Origin of the sequence: Clostridium sp. AF35-15, from assembly GCF_003477745.1 — a bacterium.
GTDB lineage: Bacteria > Bacillota > Clostridia > Lachnospirales > Lachnospiraceae > Otoolea > Otoolea fessa.
In genome coordinates, this window is record NZ_QUDY01000007.1 from 1 (window position 1) to 20,911 (window position 20,911).

The window sequence follows — 20,911 nt, forward strand, 5'->3', positions numbered from 1 at the left end:
ATGTACCTTGAAAACTGCATATTGAAAATCTGATACAAAGTTCAAACCGAGAGGTTTGAAACAAATATCAAGACATCCGAGGTGTTACACGAAAGTGTAACCAAACAAACCAAAAACAAGCAATTATTAATTGTAAACACCATAAGCCAAAGATGCAACGCTATGCATCTGAGAGGAACACCGTACCCGCGGTGTGAATCAATTGGTTAAGCTAATAAGAGCGCAGGGTGGATGCCTTGGCACTAAGAGCCGATGAAAGACGTGATAAGCTGCGAAAAGCTTCGGGGAGGAGCAAATATCCATTGATCCGGAGATATCTGAATGGGGAAACCCGGCTGAGAAGACCTCAGTCATCCATACGCCAATACATAACGTATGGAAGGGAACCCGCTGAACTGAAACATCTAAGTAGGCGGAGGAAGAGAAAGAAACATCGATTCCCAAAGTAGCGGCGAGCGAAATGGGAAGAGCCCAAACCAGAGTGCGTGCACTCTGGGGTTACGGACTGCATAAGTGAGCTGATTCGTTAATGGAACGGTCCTGGAAAGACCGGCCAGAGAGAGTGAAAGCCTCGTACATGAAAACGATAAGCAGCGGCAGGATCCAGAGTACCGCGAGACACGTGGAACCTTGCGGGAATTCGGGGGGACCACCCCCCAAGGCTAAATACTCCTTAGTGACCGATAGCGCATAGTACTGTGAAGGAAAGGTGAAAAGGACCCCGGGAGGGGAGTGAAAGAGAACCTGAAACCCTGTGTTTACAAGCTGTGGAAGCACGTTAAGGTGCAACCGCGTACTTTTTGTAGAACGGTCCGGCGAGTTGCGGATGCTGGCGAGGTTAAGGAGTAAAGCTCCGGAGCCGAAGCGAGAGCGAGTCTTAATAGGGCGTAAAGTCAGCATGTGCAGACCCGAAACCGGGTGACCTATCCATGTCCAGGTTGAAGTTCCCGTAAAAGGGAATGGAGGACCGAACGCACATCCGTTGAAAAGGGTGGCGATGAGGTGTGGATAGGGGAGAAATTCCAATCGAACCCGGAGATAGCTGGTTCTCCTCGAAATAGCTTTAGGGCTAGCCTCGTATTAGTTTAGCGGAGGTAGAGCACTGAATTTCCTAGGGGGCGTCAAAGTCTACCGAAGAATATCAAACTCCGAATGCCGCATAAATGATGTACGGGAGTCAGACTGCACGAGATAAGTTGGGTAGTCAAAAGGGAAAGAGCCCAGACCTACAGCTAAGGTCCCAAAGTGTGTGTTAAGTGGAAAAGGATGTGGGATTTCGAAGACAACTAGGATGTTGGCTCAGAAGCAGCCACACATTCAAAGAGTGCGTAATAGCTCACTAGTCGAGAGGTCCTGCGCCGAAAATGTCCGGGGCTAAAACACAACACCGAAGCTTAGGAATGTAATTATACATTGGTAGAGGAGCATTCTTAAAGAGACGAAGCAGTACCGATAAGGAGCTGTGGATTTTTAAGAAGAGAGAATGCCGGAATGAGTAGCGAGATGGAGGTGGGAATCCTCCAGGCCGAATATCTAAGGTTTCCAGAGTAAAGCTGATCTGCTCTGGGTAAGTCGGGGCCTAAGGCGAGGTCGAAAGACGTAGTCGATGGATAACAGGTTGAAATTCCTGTACTGCATATCATCAGAACTGTGGGGACACAGAGAGATACCGGAACCTGGGAATGAAGATACCAGGGCAAGCGAGGTAGGTGCTAAGCTGGCAAAACCGCTTAGTAAGCCGAAGACGTGATGCGGAGCGAATTAAAGTAGCGAAGTCCGGGATTCGAGCTGTCGAGAAAAGCCGCTATTGTGTGATATGTACCCGTACCGTAAACCGACACAGGTGGATGAGGAGAGAATCCTAAGGCCGGCGGGAGAAGCATTGTTAAGGAACTCGGCAAAATGACCCTGTAACTTCGGGATAAAGGGTGCCACAGAGATGTGGCCGCAGAGAATAGGCTCAAGCAACTGTTTAGCAAAAACACAGGTCTATGCGAAACCGAAAGGTGAGGTATATGGGCTGACGCCTGCCCGGTGCTGGAAGGTTACGAGGAGAGGTTAGAGCAATCGAAGCTTTGAATCTAAGCCCCAGTAAACGGCGGCCGTAACTATAACGGTCCTAAGGTAGCGAAATTCCTTGTCGGGTAAGTTCCGACCCGCACGAAAGGCGTAATGATTTGAGCGCTGTCTCGACAATGCACCCGGTGAAATTGAAATACCAGTGAAGATGCTGGTTACCTGCGCCAGGACGGAAAGACCCCATGGAGCTTTACTCTAGCTTGATACTGGGATTCGGTACTGCATGTACAGGATAGGTGGGAGACTTTGATGACAGGACGCCAGTCTTGTCGGAGTCGCTGTTGGGATACCACCCTTGTGGTACTGGATTTCTAACCAACCTCCGTGACCCGGAGGTGGGACAATGTCAGGTGGGGAGTTTGACTGGGGCGGTCGCCTCCGAAAGGGTATCGGAGGCGCTCAAAGGTTCCCTCAGAATGGTTGGAAACCATTCAAAGAGTGCAAAGGCAGAAGGGAGCTTGACTGCGAGACCGACGGGTCGAGCAGGTACGAAAGTAGGACTTAGTGATCCGGTGGTAGAAAGTGGGATTGCCATCGCTCAACGGATAAAAGCTACCCTGGGGATAACAGGCTTATCACTCCCAAGAGTTCACATCGACGGAGTGGTTTGGCACCTCGATGTCGGCTCATCGCATCCTGGGGCTGAAGTAGGTCCCAAGGGTTGGGCTGTTCGCCCATTAAAGCGGTACGCGAGCTGGGTTCAGAACGTCGTGAGACAGTTCGGTCCCTATCCGGCGCGGGCGTAGGATATTTGAGAGGAGCTGCCCTTAGTACGAGAGGACCGGGGTGGACTGGCCTCTGGTGTATCTGTTGAGCCATCAGGCTCATGGCAGAGTAGCCAAGCCGGGACGGGATAAACGCTGAAGGCATCTAAGCGTGAAGCCCCCCTCAAGATGAGATATCCCATACGCAAGTAGTAAGACCCCTTGAAGACGACGAGGTAGATAGGGCAGAGGTGGAAGCGTAGTAATACGTGAAGCTGACTGTTACTAATCGGTCGAGGGCTTAACCAAAAGGATATGGTTAAGAATTGGATAGGTAAGAGGAAGTTATTTCCTGAAGGATGAAAGATAGAGAGTAGAAGAAATTCAGTGTGCAGTTTTGAAGGTATATACCTTTTATTCCTCGATAGCTCAGTCGGTAGAGCACGCGGCTGTTAACCGCGCTGTCGTAGGTTCGAGTCCTACTCGGGGAGTTTTAATTTAATATCTGGCCCCATGGTCAAGCGGTTAAGACATCGCCCTTTCACGGCGGTAACACGAGTTCGAATCTCGTTGGGGTCATTTATGGCGACATAGCCAAGTGGTAAGGCGTGGGTCTGCAACACCCTGATCACCAGTTCAAATCTGGTTGTCGCCTCTGAGGAATCATCGAAAGATGGTTCCTTTTTTTGTTTTACAAGAATTTTCGGAATTTTAACTGTTTGATTAGCTGTGAAGTAAGATGGCGCTATCCGATTTTCACATCTTCTGCTATAATAGAATCATTCACGAAACGGCATTTTAAATAGCCGCGACAAAATCATTTTATAATATGGAGGAAGCGAAAATGGCAGAAAAATTACAGGAATACAGCCTGACCTGGGAAGTAACGGATGAGATGACGGCAAAGCGAATCGGAAGCGCAGGTTCCCAAATTTTGTCTACTCCGAATATGGTGGCCTTGATGGAGGCGGCAGCGCTGGAACTGGCGAAATCGTATCTGGAGGAAGGACAGACGACGGTCGGAGCGGAGATTCACTGCCGCCATCTGGCGCCGACGCCGGTGGGAATGAAGGTAACAGCGACTGCAAAACTCCGCAGCATTGAGCGCCGGAAAATGTGGTTTGATATTGAAGTAAACGATGAGAAGGGCAAATGCGGCGAAGGGTCCCATCTGCGGATCATGGTAAATTCAAAGGCGATGAGCGACAAGGCTGCGAGCAAGGCGGAATAAGGAGTATCAGGTTTAAGTATCATGCACGGAGATAAAGAAAAGTGACTGGTCACGTGTGTGTGCAGCAACATAGAAAGAGAGGCAGCGGTGCGGACAGAAACGATAGGGTGGATCATTGGCATTTTGATTGCGGCAGCGCTTGTCTGGTGGATTTACCGCAAAATAAAGAGGAAAATGCGGCAGCTGGCGAGTACGCCGGAGGTACAGGTGCTTCGGTATGTGGCAAAGCATTTATCGGAAGGTGATTTGACGCAGCCAGACGCATCCAAACCGCGTTCGCTGGCGGGAATGGACCGGCTGTGCCTGCCGCAGATTGCAAAAGATTTCCCGGAGTTTAACTGGAGCGAGTGGAAGGCTCAGATCGAGACAGAATTGAGAAAAAAACTGGAAAAAGAGTATCAGAAGGTACATATCCACCGGACGGTCATCAGCCGCTATCAGAAGGAAAAAGGACTCTGCCGGATTCTGTGTGAGTCGGCGGTCGAGTATGAGGAAATGACTGAATATGAGAAAACGCCTGAGATGCAGTCAGAACTGCATTCGAATCTGATTCAGACGGTTTATGAGACGGAACTGGTATATGTCTATGAGGATGCGAAAACAGCAGGGGCAGCGGTTTCGCTTATCTGTCCAAACTGCGGTGCACCGATTCAGAAGCTGGGGTTGAAAAAGTGTGAATATTGTGGTTCCGTGCTGGAAGTCCAGAATAAGAAGGCGTGGAGACTGCTGGAGATGCGGGAAAAGTAAGCGGGTGAGATCTCGGAAGAAGACAGTGATGGAGAAAGAATAATCCCGGATAAATTGCAGAAGAGTTTTATATGGGGCAGGAGCTTCCTGATGGCTGCCGCGAAAGCGGACAACCATGCAGGTAGTTTCCTGCCATTTGTCTGTGCTCGGAATGGAGGGAGCTTCCGGCGAAATGCCGACACCGACCTTTCCAGGTCAGACCGCTGTTTCAGTCTGAGACTTGTCGAACTGGCGGATGGAAGTTTCAAGATCCAGATGGGAAAGCAGCATTTATTCAGTTTCAACTGGATGTAAATTCATAACCAGCTTTTCCGGATGCCGTCTAATCCACCGCAATGCAATCAGGCAGATGGCAACGGAGATGAGAGATCCGATCGGCGCGGCGAGTCCCATTGGATACAGTGTTTCTGGGAAATAGCGGCAGGCGAGCCATGCGAGCGGGATGCGCGCTACCACGATCGAGATGCAGTTGTGCAGGAACGACAGCCCGGACAGTCCGCAGGCGCAGAAGAAACCGCTGCAGCAGAAATGGATACCGGCGATCATGCAGTCCAGCACATAGCTCTTCATATACTGGGTTCCGAGCCGGACAACCTCTGCCTCATCAGTAAAGAGGGAGACGGCGGCACCGGCAGCAAACTGCATGGCGATTGCGATGATCAGCCCGAAAGAAAATGTGATGCAGATCGCGTAGCGCAGCGTCTGACGGGCACGCTCAGGTTTTCCAGCCCCCAGGTTTTGAGCGGAGAGGGCGGAAACCGTGGAGAGAAGTGAGGATGGAACCAGAAACAGGATTCCGATCAGCTTTTCAACGATTCCGACCGCCGCCGCATCATTTAATCCGCGCTGGTTGGCAAACATGGTAATAACCAGAAAAGAAACCTGTATAAAGCCGTCCTGAACTGCAACTGGGATTCCGACCTGCAGGATGGAGGCTATGGTAGTCTTATGTGGATGGAGGTCACGGAGACGAAAACCCGGAAACATCCGTTTTTTAATGATTACGACCAGGGCGATCAGGACACTGCACATCTGTGACAGGGTCGTGCCGAGCGCCGCGCCGGACGGACCGAGCGAAAACACGCCCATTAAAAGGTAATCAAGCGCAATATTGATAATACAGGCGATTGCAACGAAATACATCGGACTTTTGGAGTCGCCCATGCCGCGGAAAATAGAGCTGATGATATTGTAGGCGGTGATGAACGGGATGCCGGCAAAGCAGATCATCAGATATGCCGCGGTGCCGTTTACCGCTTCCTCCGGGACAGACAGCAGCCTGATAATGCCGTGAACCGCCGTCAGCAGAAGTCCGGTCAGAAGAATGGACAGACCTGCAAATAAGGAAATCGTGTTACCGATGCCGCGCGCCGCAAGCTTCCGGTCACCCGCGCCGACCGCGCGTCCGATGAGAACCGTTGCGCCCATCGCCAGACCAACGATCATAACCGTCAGCATATGCATGACCTGACTGCCGACCGAGACCGCCGTCGTCCCATCCACACCTCCAAACTGCCCGATAATAAACAGATCCGCCATGCCGTAGAGTGTCTGCAAAAAATAAGATAACAAATATGGCAGGGAGAAATAGATAACTGTTTTCAGCACACTGCCGGAGGTGAGATTCTTTTCCATGAATAAATCCTCGTCTTTCTGGTAAAAATAGATGACTCTGCCGTCGGCCGTCAGAAAGAAAACGTCGTAGAAATCATTTTCTGAGTATAGTTTATCAGAAATGACTATAATGTCTACAATAATTATAGAGTCAAGGGAAGAAAATCCTTGTTTTTAAGTAGGAAATTTGTGGTATAATATGAGCACTTAGCGAGGTGTTTTCGAGCTTAGTGCGAGTCATACCTAAATACTTAATGAAGCAGAGCCAAAGGCGATAGCTGAATTTAGTATTTATGGTATAATATGAGAAGTCAAATAAAACCCACTTTGATTTTACACAGGAGGTTTCATGAGTTTAGAGTTTAAAAAAATTGAAGTTAACAGTATCCAGGAGATGCTTCCGTTTTACGCGATGCGCCACAATATGACGTGCGACAGCGTATTTCTGGAGAGCTATGTCTGGAAAGATTATTATAATGTCCGTTATGCAATCTGGGAAAATAAGGCGCTTTTATGGCTGATGGAGAATGAAGGACGTTGTTTTTCCGCGATGCCGCTGTGCCGGGAGGAAGACCTGCCGGGGGCGTTTGCGGCGATTGAGGAGTATTTTAATGAAGAACTGGGATATCCGCTGGTTATCAATCTGGCGGATGAGTATGCAGTGAAATATTTAAATCTGCCGGAGGACAAATATCTGGTGGAAGAGCAGGTCGATTCGAGGGATTATCTCTACAACGGCGATGCGATGCGTTCCCTGGCGGGAAAGAAACTGCATAAGAAGAAAAACCGCGTCAACGCATTTAAGCGCGAATATGAGGGGCGCTATGGGTACCGCCGTCTGTGCTGTTCGGACAGCCACGATGTCTGGGTTTTTCTGGACCGCTGGAGACAGCAGAAGGGCGAGGAGGTCGAGGAACATCTCGATTATGAGGTAAAGGGCATTCACGATATTCTGAAAAACTGTTCAGAATTCAGCATCCACATGGGCGGCGTGTATATCGACGGTCAGATGGAGGCATTTACGATCGGAAGCTACAATCCGGTGGAACATATGGCGGTTATCCATATTGAGAAGGCAAACCCGGAGATCAACGGTCTGTACCAGTTTATCAACCAACAGTTCCTGATAGAGGAATTTCCTGAGGCTGAGTGGGTCAACCGCGAGGACGATATGGGCTTAGAGGGACTCCGGAAGGCGAAAATGACGTATTATCCGGCGGATTATGCACGCAAATATCTGGTAGAACAGCTGTTAAACGGCAGCAAGGGCTATCACTGGGCGGAGCAGATCGCCAATACGACGGCGGGAAGTGTGCTGACGTATCTGGACGCGGAGGATAAGGACGAGACGAAGCATCTCTGGCATATGTGTTTCCCGGAAGATTCGGAGAGTTTTATCGAGTATTATTATAAGGAAAAGACGAAGGATAACGAGATTCTGGTGAAAAAGGATAATGGACTTCTGATTTCGATGGTGCAGTACAATCCGTATGCGGTGAAGCTGCGTGGACGCCTCTGGAAGCTCGATTATCTGGTCGGGGTGGCGACCGAGGAGAGCCGCCGCCGCGAAGGACATTTCTGGGACGTATTTGTGAAAATGCTTCACGACGAGGAGGCAGCCGGAAAGCCGATCACGTATCTGGTCCCGGTCAACCCGGCTGTGTATGCGCCGATGGGATTTACCTTCATCGGAAATGTGGCATCCTATGAGCTGACCGAGAAGGCGAAACAGACGCTGACGCGCACGGTGTGCCAGGATACTCCGGAGGACTGCGGGCGGGCTGCCGTCTATATGGAACAGTGGCTGGGCGCACGGTATGAGATGTATACGCGCCGGGATGCGGCGTATGTGAGCCGTCTCATCAAGGAGCTGGCTTCTGAAAATGGCACGTTGGAATTCCTGGAACAGGACGGCAGGCTGGTTGGCCTGGATGCCTACTGGGGCTGGGAAGTCCGTGAACACCGGCTTTTGTATGCGGAGGACGCATACACGGTCAAGACGGGCGAGAAGCCGTGGAATATGGCGCGCCTGACAAATATCGGGGCGCTGCTGGCGGCATTTGGATTAAAACAGGCAGAGCAGCAGGGAGAAGAAAAACGTATGCTCACACTGTGCATCCGTATGAATGATCCGATTCTGGAAATGAACAACGGTGAGTTTGTCTGGACGATTGGGGAGACAGGTTCCAGCCTGAAGGCGCGGAAGCCGGAGCCGGATACCTGCGGCTGCACGGAAAATGTTTCCATATGGCTGGAGACGAAGCCGGAAGAGCTGGTGAGCTGGCTGTTTGGCTGCCGGAAAGCGGAAGAAATCTGGGGCGGACAGCTTGAAAATAAGGGGCTGGCAGAGATTCTGGCACAGGTGGATACGGTGAACGGCGTGTATCTGGATGAGATTGTGTAGAGTGCGTGCTGTAATTGTATAGGATAGAGAATATGCTGATTTTATGTAAACTAATAGCAACCGCTTTTATGTTTTCAGAAAAAGGAGAGGAGAGTGCGTCAGATGGGAGAGACAGACACATTAAAAAAATGGATTAATGAGTCAAATTATATTGTATTTTTTGGCGGGGCGGGTGTTTCGACCGAGAGCAATATCCCGGATTTTAGAAGCACGGACGGGTTGTACCATCAGGAGTATGACTATCCGCCGGAAACGATTTTAAGCCACAGCTTTTATATGAGAAAGCCAGAGGAATTTTACCGGTTTTACCGCAATAAGATGCTGTTCCCGAATGCAAAGCCGAACCGGGCGCATCTGGCGCTGGCGAAGCTGGAGCAGGAAGGAAAGCTGAAAGCGGTTATTACCCAGAATATCGACGGGCTGCACCAGGCAGCAGGCAGCAAAGAGGTGCTGGAGCTGCACGGATCGGTGCTCCGCAACCATTGTACGCGCTGCGGCAGGTTTTACGGATTGGATGATATTTTGAAGATGAAGGGCGTGCCGAAGTGCGGCTGCGGCGGCGTGATCAAGCCGGATGTCGTGCTGTATGAGGAAGGACTGGACAATGAGGTAATTGAGCGGTCAATTGCCCATATCCGCAAGGCAGATATGCTGATCATCGGCGGGACCTCGCTGGTAGTGTACCCGGCAGCGGGGCTGATTGATTATTATCATGGAAATAAACTGGTTCTGATCAATAAATCAGCGACCTCGCGCGATGGTCAGGCGGATCTGGTTATCAGCGACAGCATCGGGAAGGTGCTGGGGGACGCGGTCGGAGTATAAGGTAGTAACAGGGGAGAGAGGAAATGGTATACGAGGTTGGAGATATTGTAAAACTCAAAAAGCCGCACCCGTGCGGCAGCCATGAGTGGGAGATCCTGCGGGTCGGCGCGGATTTCCGTTTGAAATGTGCCGGCTGCGGGCATCAGGTGATGATGGCACGACCATTGGTAGAAAAGAGTACCAGAGGACTGAAAAAAGCGGGAGAGAAGCCCGAATAAGAGCGGCGGGTGGGCGTACAGATGCAGGCAGCTTCATGATCTGGCAGCCAGTAAAAGAATGCTGCAAGAAGGGGCAGAAAGCCCGGAAAAAACGAGAAAATTTACATAGAAAATCTCGAAAAAGTGCTTGCCAAGCCGTTCCTTTTTTGGTATCATAGATATTCGGTAATATATAACACAAAAATCCTTACTCCCTGCTGGAGTCAGGGGGTCAGTGACCACAAGGAGGTAAGAAAGAGCATGAACAAATATGAATTAGCAGTTGTTCTTAGCGCAAAACTCGAGGACGAAGAGAGAGCCGCAGCGATGGAGAAAGTAACAGGTTACATCACACGTTTCGGCGGTACAGTAACTGACATTGATGAATGGGGCAAGAAGAGACTTGCTTACGAGATTCAGAAAATGAAAGAAGGATTCTACTACTTCGTACATTTCGAGTCTGATTCCGTATGCCCGAATGAGGTGGAGAACCACATCCGCATCATGGAGCCGGTTATCAGATACTTATGCGTAAGACAGGATGCGTAAGAGTAGATAAAGAAAGAGTGATCGTATGAATAAAGTAATTCTGATGGGCAGATTAACGAGAGATCCGGAAGTGAGATACTCTCAGGGCGAGAGAGCTATGGCAATCGCCAGATACACGCTGGCAGTAGACCGCAGAGGCCGCAGAGGCGGAAACGGAGACGACAGCGCACAGACAGCGGATTTCATTCCGTGTGTTGCATTTGACAGAGCAGGCGAATTCGCTGAGAAGTATTTTCATCAGGGAACCAAGCTCGTAGTAACCGGAAGAATTCAGACTGGCAGCTATACCAATCGTGACGGCCAGAAAGTATATACGACAGAAGTGATTGTAGAGGATCAGGAATTTGCAGAGAGCAAGAATGCGGCATCTGGCAACAGCGACGGCGGTTACCGTCCGGCAGAGCGCCCGGCTCCGTCCAGCGCAATCGGCGATGGATTCATGAATATTCCTGATGGAGTAGAAGACGAAGGCCTTCCGTTCAACTAGGTTCGGGAATCGGTCCCCCGGCGGACGGAGTGCGCGAGAGCGCCATCAGGCTGATGTGTGTGAAGGAGGAAAGACCAATGGCATTCAATAAAGGCGATAAAACAGACGCTTCCAAGATCAGAAGAGGCGGTATGCGTAGAAGAAAAAAAGTTTGTGTATTCTGCGGCGAGAAGAACGGCGAAATCGATTACAAAGATACAAATAAATTAAAGAGATACGTATCCGAGAGAGGAAAAATCCTTCCGAGACGTATCACTGGCAACTGTGCTAAACATCAGAGAGCTCTGACTGTAGCTATCAAGAGAGCAAGACATCTGTCCCTGATGCCGTATGTTTGCGAGTAATCCTTGTAAAATAAGGTTTTTTTAAGGGTAAAAGAAGATTTTTACTCAAATTTCACTCAATTATTGAGGATAAAAATGATTGGGATTCCATGTGAGAGATCATGTGGGATCCCTTTTTGTATAATAGGAAATTCCATGGAATTCCCTATTACACAAAAAGACAAATTTCAAAAATAAGTGCTTTACAAAGACGCTTTAGTATGCTAATATGGTAGCATATTAAAAAGCGAGACGGAAACCGGCAAAGGGAGAACGGCTTCCACTGTCTGAAAATGAGGAGGACACTAATTATGAAAAAGAGATTTGTGAGCGCAGCGCTGGCTGCAGTAATGGCACTTTCCATGACCGCATGTGGTAGCAGCAACAGCGCAGCAGAGACAACCGCAGCAGACACAGAGGCGGCTGAGAGCCAGGCAGAGGAAACCACCGCAGAAGAGGCGAAGACAACCGACGGCGGCACTCTGATTGTTGGCTTCGATCAGGATTTCCCGCCGATGGGATTTGTAGGCGATGACGGCGAGTACACCGGATTTGACCTGGAGCTGGCACAGGAAGTTGCAAAACGTCTGGGTCTGGAATATAAGGCACAGCCGATTGCCTGGGATTCTAAAGATATGGAGCTTGAGTCCGGCAATATCGACTGCATCTGGAATGGATTTACGATGACGGGTCGTGAGGATGATTACACCTGGACTGAGCCGTACATGGCAAACCAGCAGGTATTTGTCGTAGCCAATGATTCGGATATCAACAGCCAGGCGGATCTGGCAGGCAAGATCGTAGAGGTTCAGGCAGATTCTTCCGCAGAGGCAGCTTTAAAAGAGGCACCGGAACTGACCGCTACTTTCAAGGAGCTTCTGACAACCGCTGATTACAACACCGCATTTATGGATCTGGAGCAGGGCGCCGTTGATGCCATTGCGATGGACGTAATCGTAGCTGGCTATCAGATTCAGCAGAGAAACGCTGATTTCAAGATTCTGGACGATTCCCTTTCTGAGGAAGAATACGGCGTAGGCTTCAAGAAGGGCAACACCGAGTTAAGAGATAAAGTTCAGAGCACTCTGGAAGAGATGGCAGAGGATGGAACCTTACAGGAAGTTTCTGAGAAATGGTTTAGCAAGGACGTAACTACCGTCGGCAAATAGTAATTAATCGTTGATTGTAAAAACGAAACATTATTAAATAATAGGAATAGGGACGGCTGTGAATGATTTCATGGCAGTCCCCATTCGCGGTTTATGTGTTTAACTGTGAAGTCACAGCACATTCCGTTACCGGGCACGTATGCGTGAACAGTAACGAATCTACATTTTAGAAAGCAGGTATGGAATAATTATGGGTAAGATGACACTCCAGCAGATGATTACACAGCTTGCGGGTGGTATGGCAGTCAGCACACAGATTTTTGTGATCACACTGCTATTTTCACTTCCGTTAGGACTCGTGATCGCGTTCGGGCGTATGTCGAAGAACAAGCTGATCCAGACGATTGTAAAAGTATATATTTCGATTATGCGAGGCACGCCGCTGATGCTGCAGCTCATGGTGGTGTATTTTGGACCGTATTATCTGTTCCGCATCAAAGTCGGCAGCAGTTACCGTCTGTGGGCTACCTTCATCGGTTTTGTCATTAACTATGCGGCATATTTTGCCGAGATTTACCGCAGCGGCATCCAGTCGATGCCGGTCGGACAGTATGAGGCAGCGGAGATTCTGGGTTATGGAAAGGCACAGACCTTCTTCAAGATCATCCTGCCGCAGGTAATCAAGCGGATTCTTCCGTCGGTGACGAATGAGGTCATCACGCTGGTAAAAGATACGTCTCTGGCGTTTACGTTGAGCGTGGCGGAGATGTTCTCAATCGCCAAGGCGCTGGCGGCATCCCAGACGAATATGATGCCGTTTGTGGCAGCAGCCGTCTTTTACTATATTTTCAATCTGGTTGTGGCGGTTGCAATGGAATGGATTGAGAAAAAGCTGGATTATTACCGATAGAAGCGGGAGGAATGTGGAAAATGAACCTGTTAGAATTAAATCATGTGGAAAAATCATTCGGCGATCTGTCGGTTTTAAAGGATATTTCACTGAGTGTGGGCGAGGGCGAGATCGTGTCCATCATCGGACCGTCCGGCTCGGGTAAATCGACGCTTCTGCGCTGCGCGACGATGCTGGAGACGATGGACCACGGCGAGATCGTATATTTAGGAAAGAGAGCAGCCTGGACAGGCGCGGATGGCAAGGTCAGCTATGCGGACAAGAAGGACATGAAGGAGATCCGCAGCCAGTACGGTCTGGTATTCCAGAATTTTAACCTGTTTCCGCACTATTCTGTGCTGAAAAATATCACAGACGCGCCGATCCATGTGCAGAAGCGCGACAAGGAGACGGTTTATAAAGAGGCGCGCGAGCTTCTGAAAAAAATGGGGCTGGAGGATAAGGAGGACTATTATCCGTACCAGCTCTCCGGCGGTCAGTGCCAGCGTGTGGCGATCGCCCGTGCATTGGCACTGAATCCGAAGATTCTGTTTTTCGACGAGCCGACCTCCGCACTGGATCCGGAGCTGACGGGAGAAGTATTGAAGGTTATTAAGTCGTTAGCGGATCTGCACATCGCGATGGTGATTGTTACCCATGAGATGGCGTTTGCGAAAGATATTTCCCACCGCGTGATCTTCATGGCAGACGGACTCATCGTCGAGGAGGGCGCGCCGGAGAAGGTGTTTGCTTCGGATAATGAGAGAACGAAGAGCTTTTTGGGACGGTATGGTAAGATTCTGTAAGAAATAATTAGGAAAATGGAAGATGGGCGTTGCTGGTTTTGGAGTGGAAAATCGGCGACGCCCGTTTTTTATGGGGAAGCATATAAGTGTTATTTGCAATTTTACAGTAAATGTGATACGCTTTTACCAAGTATTCCGATTTGCGAGGCAGTAGATACCTTTCAAAAAGGAATGGAACAGAAATAATCGAGTGTTCCGGCGATGCTGGAAGTGGTGAAAAGCGATGCTGACGTTTGAGACGGGTCTTGAAGGAAAGGGGAGCGGTTCATGGAGATTCGTATACCCTTTTTGAGATGGATGGAGTCCGCGTCTGCGCGGGCTCTTTTTGATCCATTTGCTCTATAGAAAGGCGGGGCTGGAAAAAGTGGTGCCTGTAGATGGAAGATTTTGCAGGACAGGATCGCAGCATGGTTTTTAGCGGAGACATTTGAAATGGTATCTGTTGTAGAGAAAAATTTGGACAGATAAACAGGAAGATATGAGGGAAAAACATGGAGACAGAATCAAGAGTTGCCGTGATTGGTATTGTGGTCGATCAGACGGGAAATACGGAAGAGTTGAATAAGGTGCTGCACCAGTACGGGCAGTATATCGTAGGGCGGATGGGGATTCCTTACCACAAACGGAACGTGAATATTATCAGCGTCGTGATTGACGCGCCGGGTGATGTGATCAGTGCGCTGTCCGGGAAGCTGGGGATGCTGCGGGGGATTTCTTCGAAGGCGCTGTATTCGAAGGCGCCGGAAGCACAGGAATGAAAACGAGGTGACGGAATGGCAGATTTTACACGCGCGGGGCTTCGACCGTCTGACTGGTGGCGGGAGGCGGTCCGTCCAGGCGCTGAACAGATAGAAACGATTACAGAATTAAAGAGATTGATTGACCGTCTGGAAGCGGGGGAGTCCCTGACGGAGGATGAGTGGGTCAGTCTGATCGAGGGACGTTCACCGGAGCTGGCGGACTACCTCTTTGAAAAAGCGCGCTGCATCCGGGAAAGAGAGTACGGAAAAGCGGTGTATGTGCGGGGACTCATTGAGTGCAGCAATTATTGCAAAAACGACTGTCTTTATTGCGGCATCCGAAGGAGCAACCGAAATGCAAGCCGGTACCGCCTGAGTCGGGAGGAGATTCTTTCCTGCTGTGAGAATGGTTATCAGCTGGGATTCCGCACCTTTGTTTTGCAGGGCGGTGAGGATCCGGCGATGACGGACGACTGGGTGATGGAGATGGTGCAGGCGATCCGGGCAGGATTTCCAGATTGTGCGATTACTTTGTCGCTCGGAGAAAAGAAGTATGATACGTTGAAACGCTGGAAAGAGGCAGGGGCGGACCGGTATCTGCTGCGCCATGAGACGGCGGACGCGTGCCATTACGCGAGCCTGCATCCGGCAGAGATGTCATTTGAACACCGGATGCAGTGCCTGCGTGATTTAAAGGCGCTTGGTTATCAGACCGGATGCGGTTTTATGGTCGGTTCGCCGCACCAGACGGCGCGCTGTCTGGCGAGAGATATGCGTTTTATCGAAGAACTGGATCCGGAAATGGTGGGAATCGGTCCGTTTATTCCGCAGCACGACACTCCGTTTGGCGGGGAGGCGGCAGGAACGTTGGAAGAGACACTGTTTCTTTTAGGGCTGCTTCGCCTGCTGAAGCCGAAAGTGCTGCTTCCGGCGACGACAGCGCTCGGAACGATTCATCCGATGGGACGCGAACTGGGGATTCTGGCAGGCGGAAACGTCGTGATGCCGAACCTGTCTCCGGTCGGGGTGCGCGCCAAATATATGCTCTATGACAATAAAATCTGCACGGGAGACGAGGCGGCGGAGTGCGTCAGCTGCATGAAACGGCGCATGGAAAGCATCGGGTACGAGGTAGTCGTCGACCGGGGAGATTATAAGGGGTAAAAGCCTGCGATTTGGTTTGTTGGCATCGAAAGATGCTTACAGATAAATAAACTGACGGGGAAGGACGCGATTGGCGGCTGGTTATGCGGGCATTTTTGAAATTGAAAATGCCGGAGGAAAACATGATAGCTATCATCCTGACCTGTAAGAGAAGGAGAAGAGACTATGAGTTACAATTACAACCCATCATCCAAAAAGGCAGAGGAATTTATCAACCATGAGGAAATTTTAGAGACTCTTTCCTATGCCGAGAAGAACAAAAACAACGTGGAACTGATCGATCGGATTCTGGCGAAGGCGCGGCTTCGAAAAGGGCTGAGCCACCGTGAGGCGGCAGTGCTTCTTGACTGTGAGATTCCGGAAAAGGTGGAGGAGATCTTTGAACTGGCACGTCAGATCAAGCAGGATTTCTACGGAAACCGGATCGTCATGTTTGCGCCGTTGTATCTGTCGAATTACTGCGTGAATGGCTGCGTGTACTGTCCATACCACATGAAAAACAAGCACATTGCCAGAAAGAAGCTGACGCAGGAGGAAATTCGGCAGGAGGTAATTGCGCTTCAGGATATGGGACATAAACGTCTGGCGCTGGAGACGGGCGAGGATCCGGTTAACAGCCCGATCGAATATGTGCTGGACAGTATCAGGACAATTTACAGCATCAAGCATAAAAACGGGGCGATCCGTCGGGTCAATGTCAATATTGCGGCGACGACGGTGGAGAATTACCGGAAGCTGAAAGAGGCGGGAATCGGAACGTACATCCTGTTCCAGGAGACGTACCATAAGGAGAGCTATGAGCGCCTGCATCCGACGGGACCAAAGCACAATTACTGTTATCACACGGAGGCGATGGACCGCGCGATGGAGGGCGGTATCGACGATGTAGGAATCGGCGTTTTATTTGGTCTGGAGTTGTACCGGTATGAATTTGCAGGACTTTTGATGCACGCGGAACATCTGGAGGCAGTTTTTGGTGTTGGTCCGCACACCATCAGTGTGCCGCGCATCCGCCGGGCGGACGATATCGACCCATCGACCTTTGACAACGGCATCAGCGACGATATTTTTGAGAAGATCGTAGCCTGCATCCGGGTGGCAGTTCCGTACACGGGCATGATTATCTCAACGAGAGAGAGCAAAGCCTGTCGGGAGCGGGTGCTGCGGCTGGGCGTATCGCAGATCAGCGGCGGTTCCCGCACCAGTGTCGGCGGATATGCAGAGGAAGAGCCGGAGGAGGAAAATTCGGCGCAGTTCGATGTGAGCGACAACCGGACACTCGACCAGGTGGTCCGCTGGCTGATGGAATTAGGCTATATCCCAAGCTTCTGTACGGCGTGCTACCGGGAAGGACGGACGGGCGACCGCTTTATGAGCCTGTGCAAGAGCGGGCAGATTCAGAACTGTTGTCATCCGAATGCGCTGATGACGCTCAAGGAGTATCTGGAAGATTATGCGGCACCGGGGACGAAAGAGATTGGAGAGAAGCTGATTCAGGCGGAGATCGGTTCGATTCCGAAAGAAAAAGTGCAGGAGATTGTGAGGAAAAATCTGGTTGAAATTGAAAAGGGGCAGCGGGATTTCAGGTTTTAGCTAAATCAGGAGGATCAAAATGGGAATGAATGAGACGCCGTCTGGCGAGCGGGTACATATCGCGTTTTTTGGACGGAGAAATGCGGGAAAATCGAGTCTGGTCAATGCGGTGACCGGGCAGGAGCTGGCGATCGTGTCGGACATCCGGGGAACGACGACCGATCCGGTCTATAAATCGATGGAGCTTTTGCCGCTCGGTCCGGTGGTTATCATCGACACGCCTGGAATCGACGATGAGGGCGAGCTGGGCTTAAAGAGAGTTGGCAAGACTCGTCAAGTCTTAAATAAGGCGGATCTGGCAGTCCTGGTGGTGGATGCGGTGGAAGGAATCAGCAGCTGGGAAGAAGAGATGATCCGGCTGTTTGAGAAGAAGGAAATCCCGTATCTGGTGGTTTACAATAAGATGGATTTGCTGACGGGAAAATCGGAACAGGAACCGGTTGTGGAACATAGCGCCTATGTGAGTGCTCGGACGAGAGAAGGAATCCAGCAGTTAAAAGAGCAAATGGCACGTCTTACGTCACAGGAGACGGATGAAAAACGGCTGGCTGCGGATCTAGTAAAACCGTTTGATACGGTAATTCTGGTTGTTCCGATTGACAAGGCGGCGCCGAAGGGGCGGCTGATTCTGCCGCAGCAGCAGGTCATCCGGGATCTGCTGGACATCGGTGCGATGCCGTTTGTCTGCCGGGAAAGTGAACTTTCGGAGACGTTTGCAAAATTGAAAGAAGCTCCGGCATTGGTAATCACGGACAGCCAGGTATTTCCGCTGGTAGACCGGCTGACGCCGCCGCAGGTGCGTCTGACTTCCTTTTCCATTTTGTTTGCGCGGTATAAGGGGGATCTGAAACAGGCGGCAGAGGGCGCAAAAGCGCTGGAAATGATACAGGACGGAGATCCGATCCTTATTTCCGAGGGCTGTACGCATCATCGCCAGTGCGGTGACATCGGCACGGAGAAGCTGCCGGCCTGGATCCGTCAGTACACGGGAAAAGCGCCGGAGTTTCATTTTACATCGGGGACGGAATTTCCAGAGGATGTGTCCGGCTATAAGCTGATCGTTCATTGCGGCGGCTGTATGCTGAATGCGCGGGAGATGAAGAGCCGTCTTCGCAGCGCTGCCGATCAGGAGATCCCGATGACCAATTATGGGATTTTGATTGCCTATATGAAGGGAATTTTGAAACGGAGCATGGGGGCACTGGAGCCGATCAGGTAGGAAATTTTTAATGGATTTTTGCGCGTGGCTGTGAAGATACTGAACAGTTACGAAACTTAGAAATAAAGGCTGACAAAGCTGCTGGACGATGGGAATGCCTGTCGGACAGCAGCTTTGTTTCATAGGAAATTCCCTATTACACAAAAAGGCACTAACGTGCCAATGATGCGCACTCGTGCGAAGATGTAGGTTGTCGCAAGCGACCGCGCGAGACGCCCGGATGTGCCAAGGCACATTTTTTTTGCTGCCATGAGTCTGGAAAATAGCTGGAGAATATCTGGAAAAATGCAGGTTTTTTGGATTTAGCAGATGCCAGAATGTAAACTATATCAATTTGTCATGTTGACATTTAAAAATCAACGGTTTATAATAGCGAAAGTTAGCTAAATGAGAAAAATGGGATATTTTTGAATTTGACCGAAGGATAACTAGAGAAAAAGTGTTTTGATTTTGATAAGGAGTAGAAGATATGAGTTTACAACTGGCAGAAGATATTATAAAAGGACGCCGTCTGAAACGGGGCGAGGATTTAAGCTTTTTATTGAGTGAGGATCTGGATGAGCTCTGTGCGGGGGCTGATAAAATCCGAAAGGAGCTCTGCGGCAACCATGTGGATCTGTGTTCTATCATTAATGGACGAAGCGGACGCTGCGGCGAGGACTGCAAGTTTTGCGCGCAGTCAGCCTGTCATCATGCGAAGGTGGAAGAATATCCATTTCTGGAGCCAGAGGAGATTCTGGAGGACTGCAAGCGTCATGAGGCGAAGAAGGTACATCGTTACTCCATCGTGACGGCGGGACGTGCGCTGACGGGAGCGGAGATGGAGAAGGCGCTTCGGGCATACCGCGCTATGAAGAAGGAATGTAAGGTAGAGCTCTGCGCCTCCCACGGACTTCTGTCACAGGAAGATTTCAACCGCCTGAAAGAGGCGGGCGTGGGACGGTATCATGCTAATATTGAGACTTCCCGGAGAAATTTCCCGAATATCTGTACCACACATACATTTGAGGACAAGCTGGAGGTCATCCGGCGTGCGCAGGCGGCAGGACTTTCCGTTTGTTCCGGCGGTATCATCGGCATGGGAGAAACCTGGGAAGACCGGATCGACATGGCAATCACGCTGAGCGAGCTTGGAATCAAGTCAATTCCGCTCAATATCCTGCGTCCGATTCCGGGCACGCCGCTGGAACATCAGGCAGCGCTTTCGGAGGATGAGATCCTGCGGACGATTGCTATTTTCCGCTATATCAATCCGACTGCGATGGTCCGTTTGGCAGCAGGACGAAATTCAATGGAACATTCCGGCGAACGGGCATTCCGCTCCGGCGCGAATGCAGCCATCACCGGAGATATGCTGACAACCTCCGGAAACCGCATCAGCGAGGACCAGGAGATGCTGGCGGCGATGGGTTTCACATTATAAAAAAGGAGCATTCATATCATGAGTAAAATACTTTCTGCAGAAGCGGAGCACAGACCTTACTTTACAACTAAACGGATGGCGCTGATTGGCGTGATGACGGCGGTAACCTGTATTCTGGGACCGCTCTCGATTCCGCTTCCATTCAGCCCGGTTCCGATTTCCTTTACAAATCTTGCTATTTATCTGGCGGCATATGTGCTGGGAATGAAAGCTTGCACGATCAGTTACCTGATTTATATGCTGCTTGGCATGGTGGGCATTCCGGTATTTTCCGGATTTACGGCAGGAGTCGGTAAACTGGCAGGACCGACCGGCGGCTATCTCGTCGGATTTATCCTGATGGCGCTGATTGTTGGATTTTTCGTAGATCATTTTCCGGGCAAAGTAGCCCTGCATATCGTAGGCATGGTATTGGGACTGGCAATTTGCTATATTTTCGGAACGGTATGGCTGGCAGGTCAGCTTAACATGACCTTTGTAGCCGGACTGGGTGTGGGCGTTATCCCGTATCTGCCGGGCGATGCAGTCAAAATCATTTTCACAGCTTTGATCGGACCGAAGCTGCGCCGGGAAATTTACCGGTTAGGAGACTAAAAAGCGTTTGGCTGTAAAAACGACAGTTTAGATAAAATGATAATTTAAAATGAAGGCCAGATGGGTGAAAGTGGAATACATAAAACGCTTTCACCCATCTTTTTTGTGAATGAAACGAAGAAGTTAGTTGAAATTTTATAGAAAGTAAGAAGAAAAGAGAAAAATAAAAGCAAAAGAAAACAGAAATAATTACATATATGGAATAAGATGCAGA

General features: G+C 50.1%; 19 protein-coding genes, 3 tRNA genes and 1 rRNA gene. 22 read left to right on the plus strand and 1 reads right to left on the minus strand.

The genetic code is table 11. The features are described 5' to 3' along the window. The first annotated feature begins 204 nt into the window (after positions 1-204). The 7 genes from DWZ76_RS09290 to DWZ76_RS09320 all read left to right on the plus strand — a co-directional run bounded on the left by DWZ76_RS09290 (position 205) and on the right by DWZ76_RS09320 (position 5,055). A 23S ribosomal RNA gene (locus tag DWZ76_RS09290) occupies positions 205-3,092 on the plus strand. Positions 3,093-3,201: 109 nt separating this feature from the next. After that, positions 3,202-3,274 (plus strand) — tRNA-Asn (locus DWZ76_RS09295). Positions 3,275-3,290: 16 nt separating this feature from the next. After that, positions 3,291-3,362: transfer RNA gene (locus DWZ76_RS09300), tRNA-Glu, on the plus strand. A 5-nt stretch (positions 3,363-3,367) separates the two neighbouring features. Then, positions 3,368-3,438, plus strand: a tRNA-Cys gene (locus tag DWZ76_RS09305). A 189-nt stretch (positions 3,439-3,627) separates the two neighbouring features. Continuing rightward, the gene (locus DWZ76_RS09310; protein ID WP_022358901.1) at positions 3,628-4,014 is read left to right on the plus strand and encodes a thioesterase family protein; all 387 of its coding nucleotides are present in this window, start codon (positions 3,628-3,630) and stop codon (positions 4,012-4,014) included. Positions 4,015-4,101: 87 nt separating this feature from the next. Then, a complete protein-coding gene (locus DWZ76_RS09315; RefSeq protein WP_118472503.1) occupies positions 4,102-4,761 on the plus strand; it encodes a hypothetical protein in 660 nt (219 codons plus the stop codon). A gap of 90 nt (positions 4,762-4,851) precedes the next feature. Next, positions 4,852-5,055: a hypothetical protein gene (locus DWZ76_RS09320; RefSeq protein WP_118472504.1), complete on the plus strand. Its 204-nt coding sequence runs from the start codon at positions 4,852-4,854 to the stop codon at positions 5,053-5,055. On the opposite strand, the gene DWZ76_RS09325 is transcribed toward DWZ76_RS09320, so the two are convergent. Then, positions 5,032-6,396 (minus strand): MATE family efflux transporter, encoded by a 1,365-nt coding sequence (locus tag DWZ76_RS09325; RefSeq protein ID WP_118472505.1) that lies wholly within the window; start codon positions 6,394-6,396, stop codon positions 5,032-5,034. The two genes, DWZ76_RS09320 and DWZ76_RS09325, sit on opposite strands and share 24 nt — an antisense overlap. A gap of 328 nt (positions 6,397-6,724) precedes the next feature. Here DWZ76_RS09325 and DWZ76_RS15480 point away from each other — a divergent pair, with 328 nt between their 5' ends. The 15 genes from DWZ76_RS15480 to DWZ76_RS09400 all read left to right on the plus strand — a co-directional run bounded on the left by DWZ76_RS15480 (position 6,725) and on the right by DWZ76_RS09400 (position 20,697). Then, on the plus strand, positions 6,725-8,779 hold the full coding sequence (locus tag DWZ76_RS15480; protein WP_118472506.1) for a GNAT family N-acetyltransferase: 2,055 nt from the start codon (positions 6,725-6,727) through the stop codon (positions 8,777-8,779). Positions 8,780-8,881: 102 nt separating this feature from the next. Then, the gene (locus DWZ76_RS09335; RefSeq protein WP_117796749.1) at positions 8,882-9,604 is read left to right on the plus strand and encodes an NAD-dependent protein deacylase; all 723 of its coding nucleotides are present in this window, start codon (positions 8,882-8,884) and stop codon (positions 9,602-9,604) included. A gap of 23 nt (positions 9,605-9,627) precedes the next feature. After that, positions 9,628-9,822 carry a DUF951 domain-containing protein gene (locus DWZ76_RS09340; RefSeq protein ID WP_118472507.1) on the plus strand — a complete coding sequence of 65 codons (195 nt, stop codon included), beginning with the start codon at positions 9,628-9,630 and terminating at the stop codon, positions 9,820-9,822. 240 nt (positions 9,823-10,062) lie between these two features. Further along, positions 10,063-10,350 (plus strand): 30S ribosomal protein S6, encoded by a 288-nt coding sequence (rpsF, locus tag DWZ76_RS09345; protein WP_107001800.1) that lies wholly within the window; start codon positions 10,063-10,065, stop codon positions 10,348-10,350. Positions 10,351-10,375: 25 nt separating this feature from the next. After that, positions 10,376-10,837, plus strand: coding sequence for a single-stranded DNA-binding protein (locus DWZ76_RS09350; RefSeq protein ID WP_022358894.1), 462 nt, complete (start codon positions 10,376-10,378; stop codon positions 10,835-10,837). 77 nt (positions 10,838-10,914) lie between these two features. Next, positions 10,915-11,181, plus strand: a complete 267-nt coding sequence (gene rpsR / locus DWZ76_RS09355; RefSeq protein ID WP_022358893.1) for a 30S ribosomal protein S18 — start codon at positions 10,915-10,917, stop codon at positions 11,179-11,181. Positions 11,182-11,471: 290 nt separating this feature from the next. Next, complete coding sequence (locus tag DWZ76_RS09360) at positions 11,472-12,329, plus strand: amino acid ABC transporter substrate-binding protein (RefSeq protein WP_118293963.1); 858 nt, start codon at positions 11,472-11,474, stop codon at positions 12,327-12,329. Between the two features lie 199 nt (positions 12,330-12,528). Next, on the plus strand, positions 12,529-13,179 hold the full coding sequence (locus DWZ76_RS09365) for an amino acid ABC transporter permease (protein ID WP_333489850.1): 651 nt from the start codon (positions 12,529-12,531) through the stop codon (positions 13,177-13,179). Positions 13,180-13,199: 20 nt separating this feature from the next. Continuing rightward, positions 13,200-13,964: an amino acid ABC transporter ATP-binding protein gene (locus tag DWZ76_RS09370; RefSeq protein WP_118293961.1), complete on the plus strand. Its 765-nt coding sequence runs from the start codon at positions 13,200-13,202 to the stop codon at positions 13,962-13,964. Positions 13,965-14,455: 491 nt separating this feature from the next. Further along, positions 14,456-14,722, plus strand: coding sequence for a TM1266 family iron-only hydrogenase system putative regulator (locus DWZ76_RS09375; RefSeq protein WP_118472508.1), 267 nt, complete (start codon positions 14,456-14,458; stop codon positions 14,720-14,722). 90 nt (positions 14,723-14,812) lie between these two features. Continuing rightward, the gene (gene hydE / locus DWZ76_RS09380; RefSeq protein WP_243017809.1) at positions 14,813-15,868 is read left to right on the plus strand and encodes a [FeFe] hydrogenase H-cluster radical SAM maturase HydE; all 1,056 of its coding nucleotides are present in this window, start codon (positions 14,813-14,815) and stop codon (positions 15,866-15,868) included. A gap of 165 nt (positions 15,869-16,033) precedes the next feature. Next, on the plus strand, positions 16,034-17,461 hold the full coding sequence (gene hydG / locus DWZ76_RS09385; protein ID WP_107001803.1) for a [FeFe] hydrogenase H-cluster radical SAM maturase HydG: 1,428 nt from the start codon (positions 16,034-16,036) through the stop codon (positions 17,459-17,461). A 19-nt stretch (positions 17,462-17,480) separates the two neighbouring features. Continuing rightward, on the plus strand, positions 17,481-18,680 hold the full coding sequence (gene hydF / locus DWZ76_RS09390; RefSeq protein ID WP_118472510.1) for a [FeFe] hydrogenase H-cluster maturation GTPase HydF: 1,200 nt from the start codon (positions 17,481-17,483) through the stop codon (positions 18,678-18,680). Positions 18,681-19,149: 469 nt separating this feature from the next. After that, positions 19,150-20,103, plus strand: a complete 954-nt coding sequence (gene bioB, locus DWZ76_RS09395) for a biotin synthase BioB (RefSeq protein WP_118472511.1) — start codon at positions 19,150-19,152, stop codon at positions 20,101-20,103. 18 nt (positions 20,104-20,121) lie between these two features. Beyond that, positions 20,122-20,697 (plus strand): biotin transporter BioY, encoded by a 576-nt coding sequence (locus DWZ76_RS09400; RefSeq protein ID WP_107001806.1) that lies wholly within the window; start codon positions 20,122-20,124, stop codon positions 20,695-20,697. Positions 20,698-20,911 lie beyond the last annotated feature (214 nt).

Coding starts and splice junctions, on each gene's coding strand:
- DWZ76_RS09325 (WP_118472505.1), bottom strand. CDS start 6,396: ATGGAAAAGAATCTCACCTCCGGCAGTGTGCTGAAAACAGTTATCTAT.
- DWZ76_RS15480 (WP_118472506.1), top strand. CDS start 6,725: ATGAGTTTAGAGTTTAAAAAAATTGAAGTTAACAGTATCCAGGAGATG.
- hydF (WP_118472510.1), top strand. CDS start 17,481: ATGGGAATGAATGAGACGCCGTCTGGCGAGCGGGTACATATCGCGTTT.
- DWZ76_RS09340 (WP_118472507.1), top strand. CDS start 9,628: ATGGTATACGAGGTTGGAGATATTGTAAAACTCAAAAAGCCGCACCCG.
- DWZ76_RS09370 (WP_118293961.1), top strand. CDS start 13,200: ATGAACCTGTTAGAATTAAATCATGTGGAAAAATCATTCGGCGATCTG.
- DWZ76_RS09335 (WP_117796749.1), top strand. CDS start 8,882: ATGGGAGAGACAGACACATTAAAAAAATGGATTAATGAGTCAAATTAT.
- hydG (WP_107001803.1), top strand. CDS start 16,034: ATGAGTTACAATTACAACCCATCATCCAAAAAGGCAGAGGAATTTATC.
- DWZ76_RS09320 (WP_118472504.1), top strand. CDS start 4,852: ATGGCTGCCGCGAAAGCGGACAACCATGCAGGTAGTTTCCTGCCATTT.
- rpsF (WP_107001800.1), top strand. CDS start 10,063: ATGAACAAATATGAATTAGCAGTTGTTCTTAGCGCAAAACTCGAGGAC.
- DWZ76_RS09310 (WP_022358901.1), top strand. CDS start 3,628: ATGGCAGAAAAATTACAGGAATACAGCCTGACCTGGGAAGTAACGGAT.
- DWZ76_RS09360 (WP_118293963.1), top strand. CDS start 11,472: ATGAAAAAGAGATTTGTGAGCGCAGCGCTGGCTGCAGTAATGGCACTT.
- DWZ76_RS09375 (WP_118472508.1), top strand. CDS start 14,456: ATGGAGACAGAATCAAGAGTTGCCGTGATTGGTATTGTGGTCGATCAG.
- DWZ76_RS09400 (WP_107001806.1), top strand. CDS start 20,122: ATGAGTAAAATACTTTCTGCAGAAGCGGAGCACAGACCTTACTTTACA.
- DWZ76_RS09350 (WP_022358894.1), top strand. CDS start 10,376: ATGAATAAAGTAATTCTGATGGGCAGATTAACGAGAGATCCGGAAGTG.
- rpsR (WP_022358893.1), top strand. CDS start 10,915: ATGGCATTCAATAAAGGCGATAAAACAGACGCTTCCAAGATCAGAAGA.
- DWZ76_RS09365 (WP_333489850.1), top strand. CDS start 12,529: ATGACACTCCAGCAGATGATTACACAGCTTGCGGGTGGTATGGCAGTC.
- bioB (WP_118472511.1), top strand. CDS start 19,150: ATGAGTTTACAACTGGCAGAAGATATTATAAAAGGACGCCGTCTGAAA.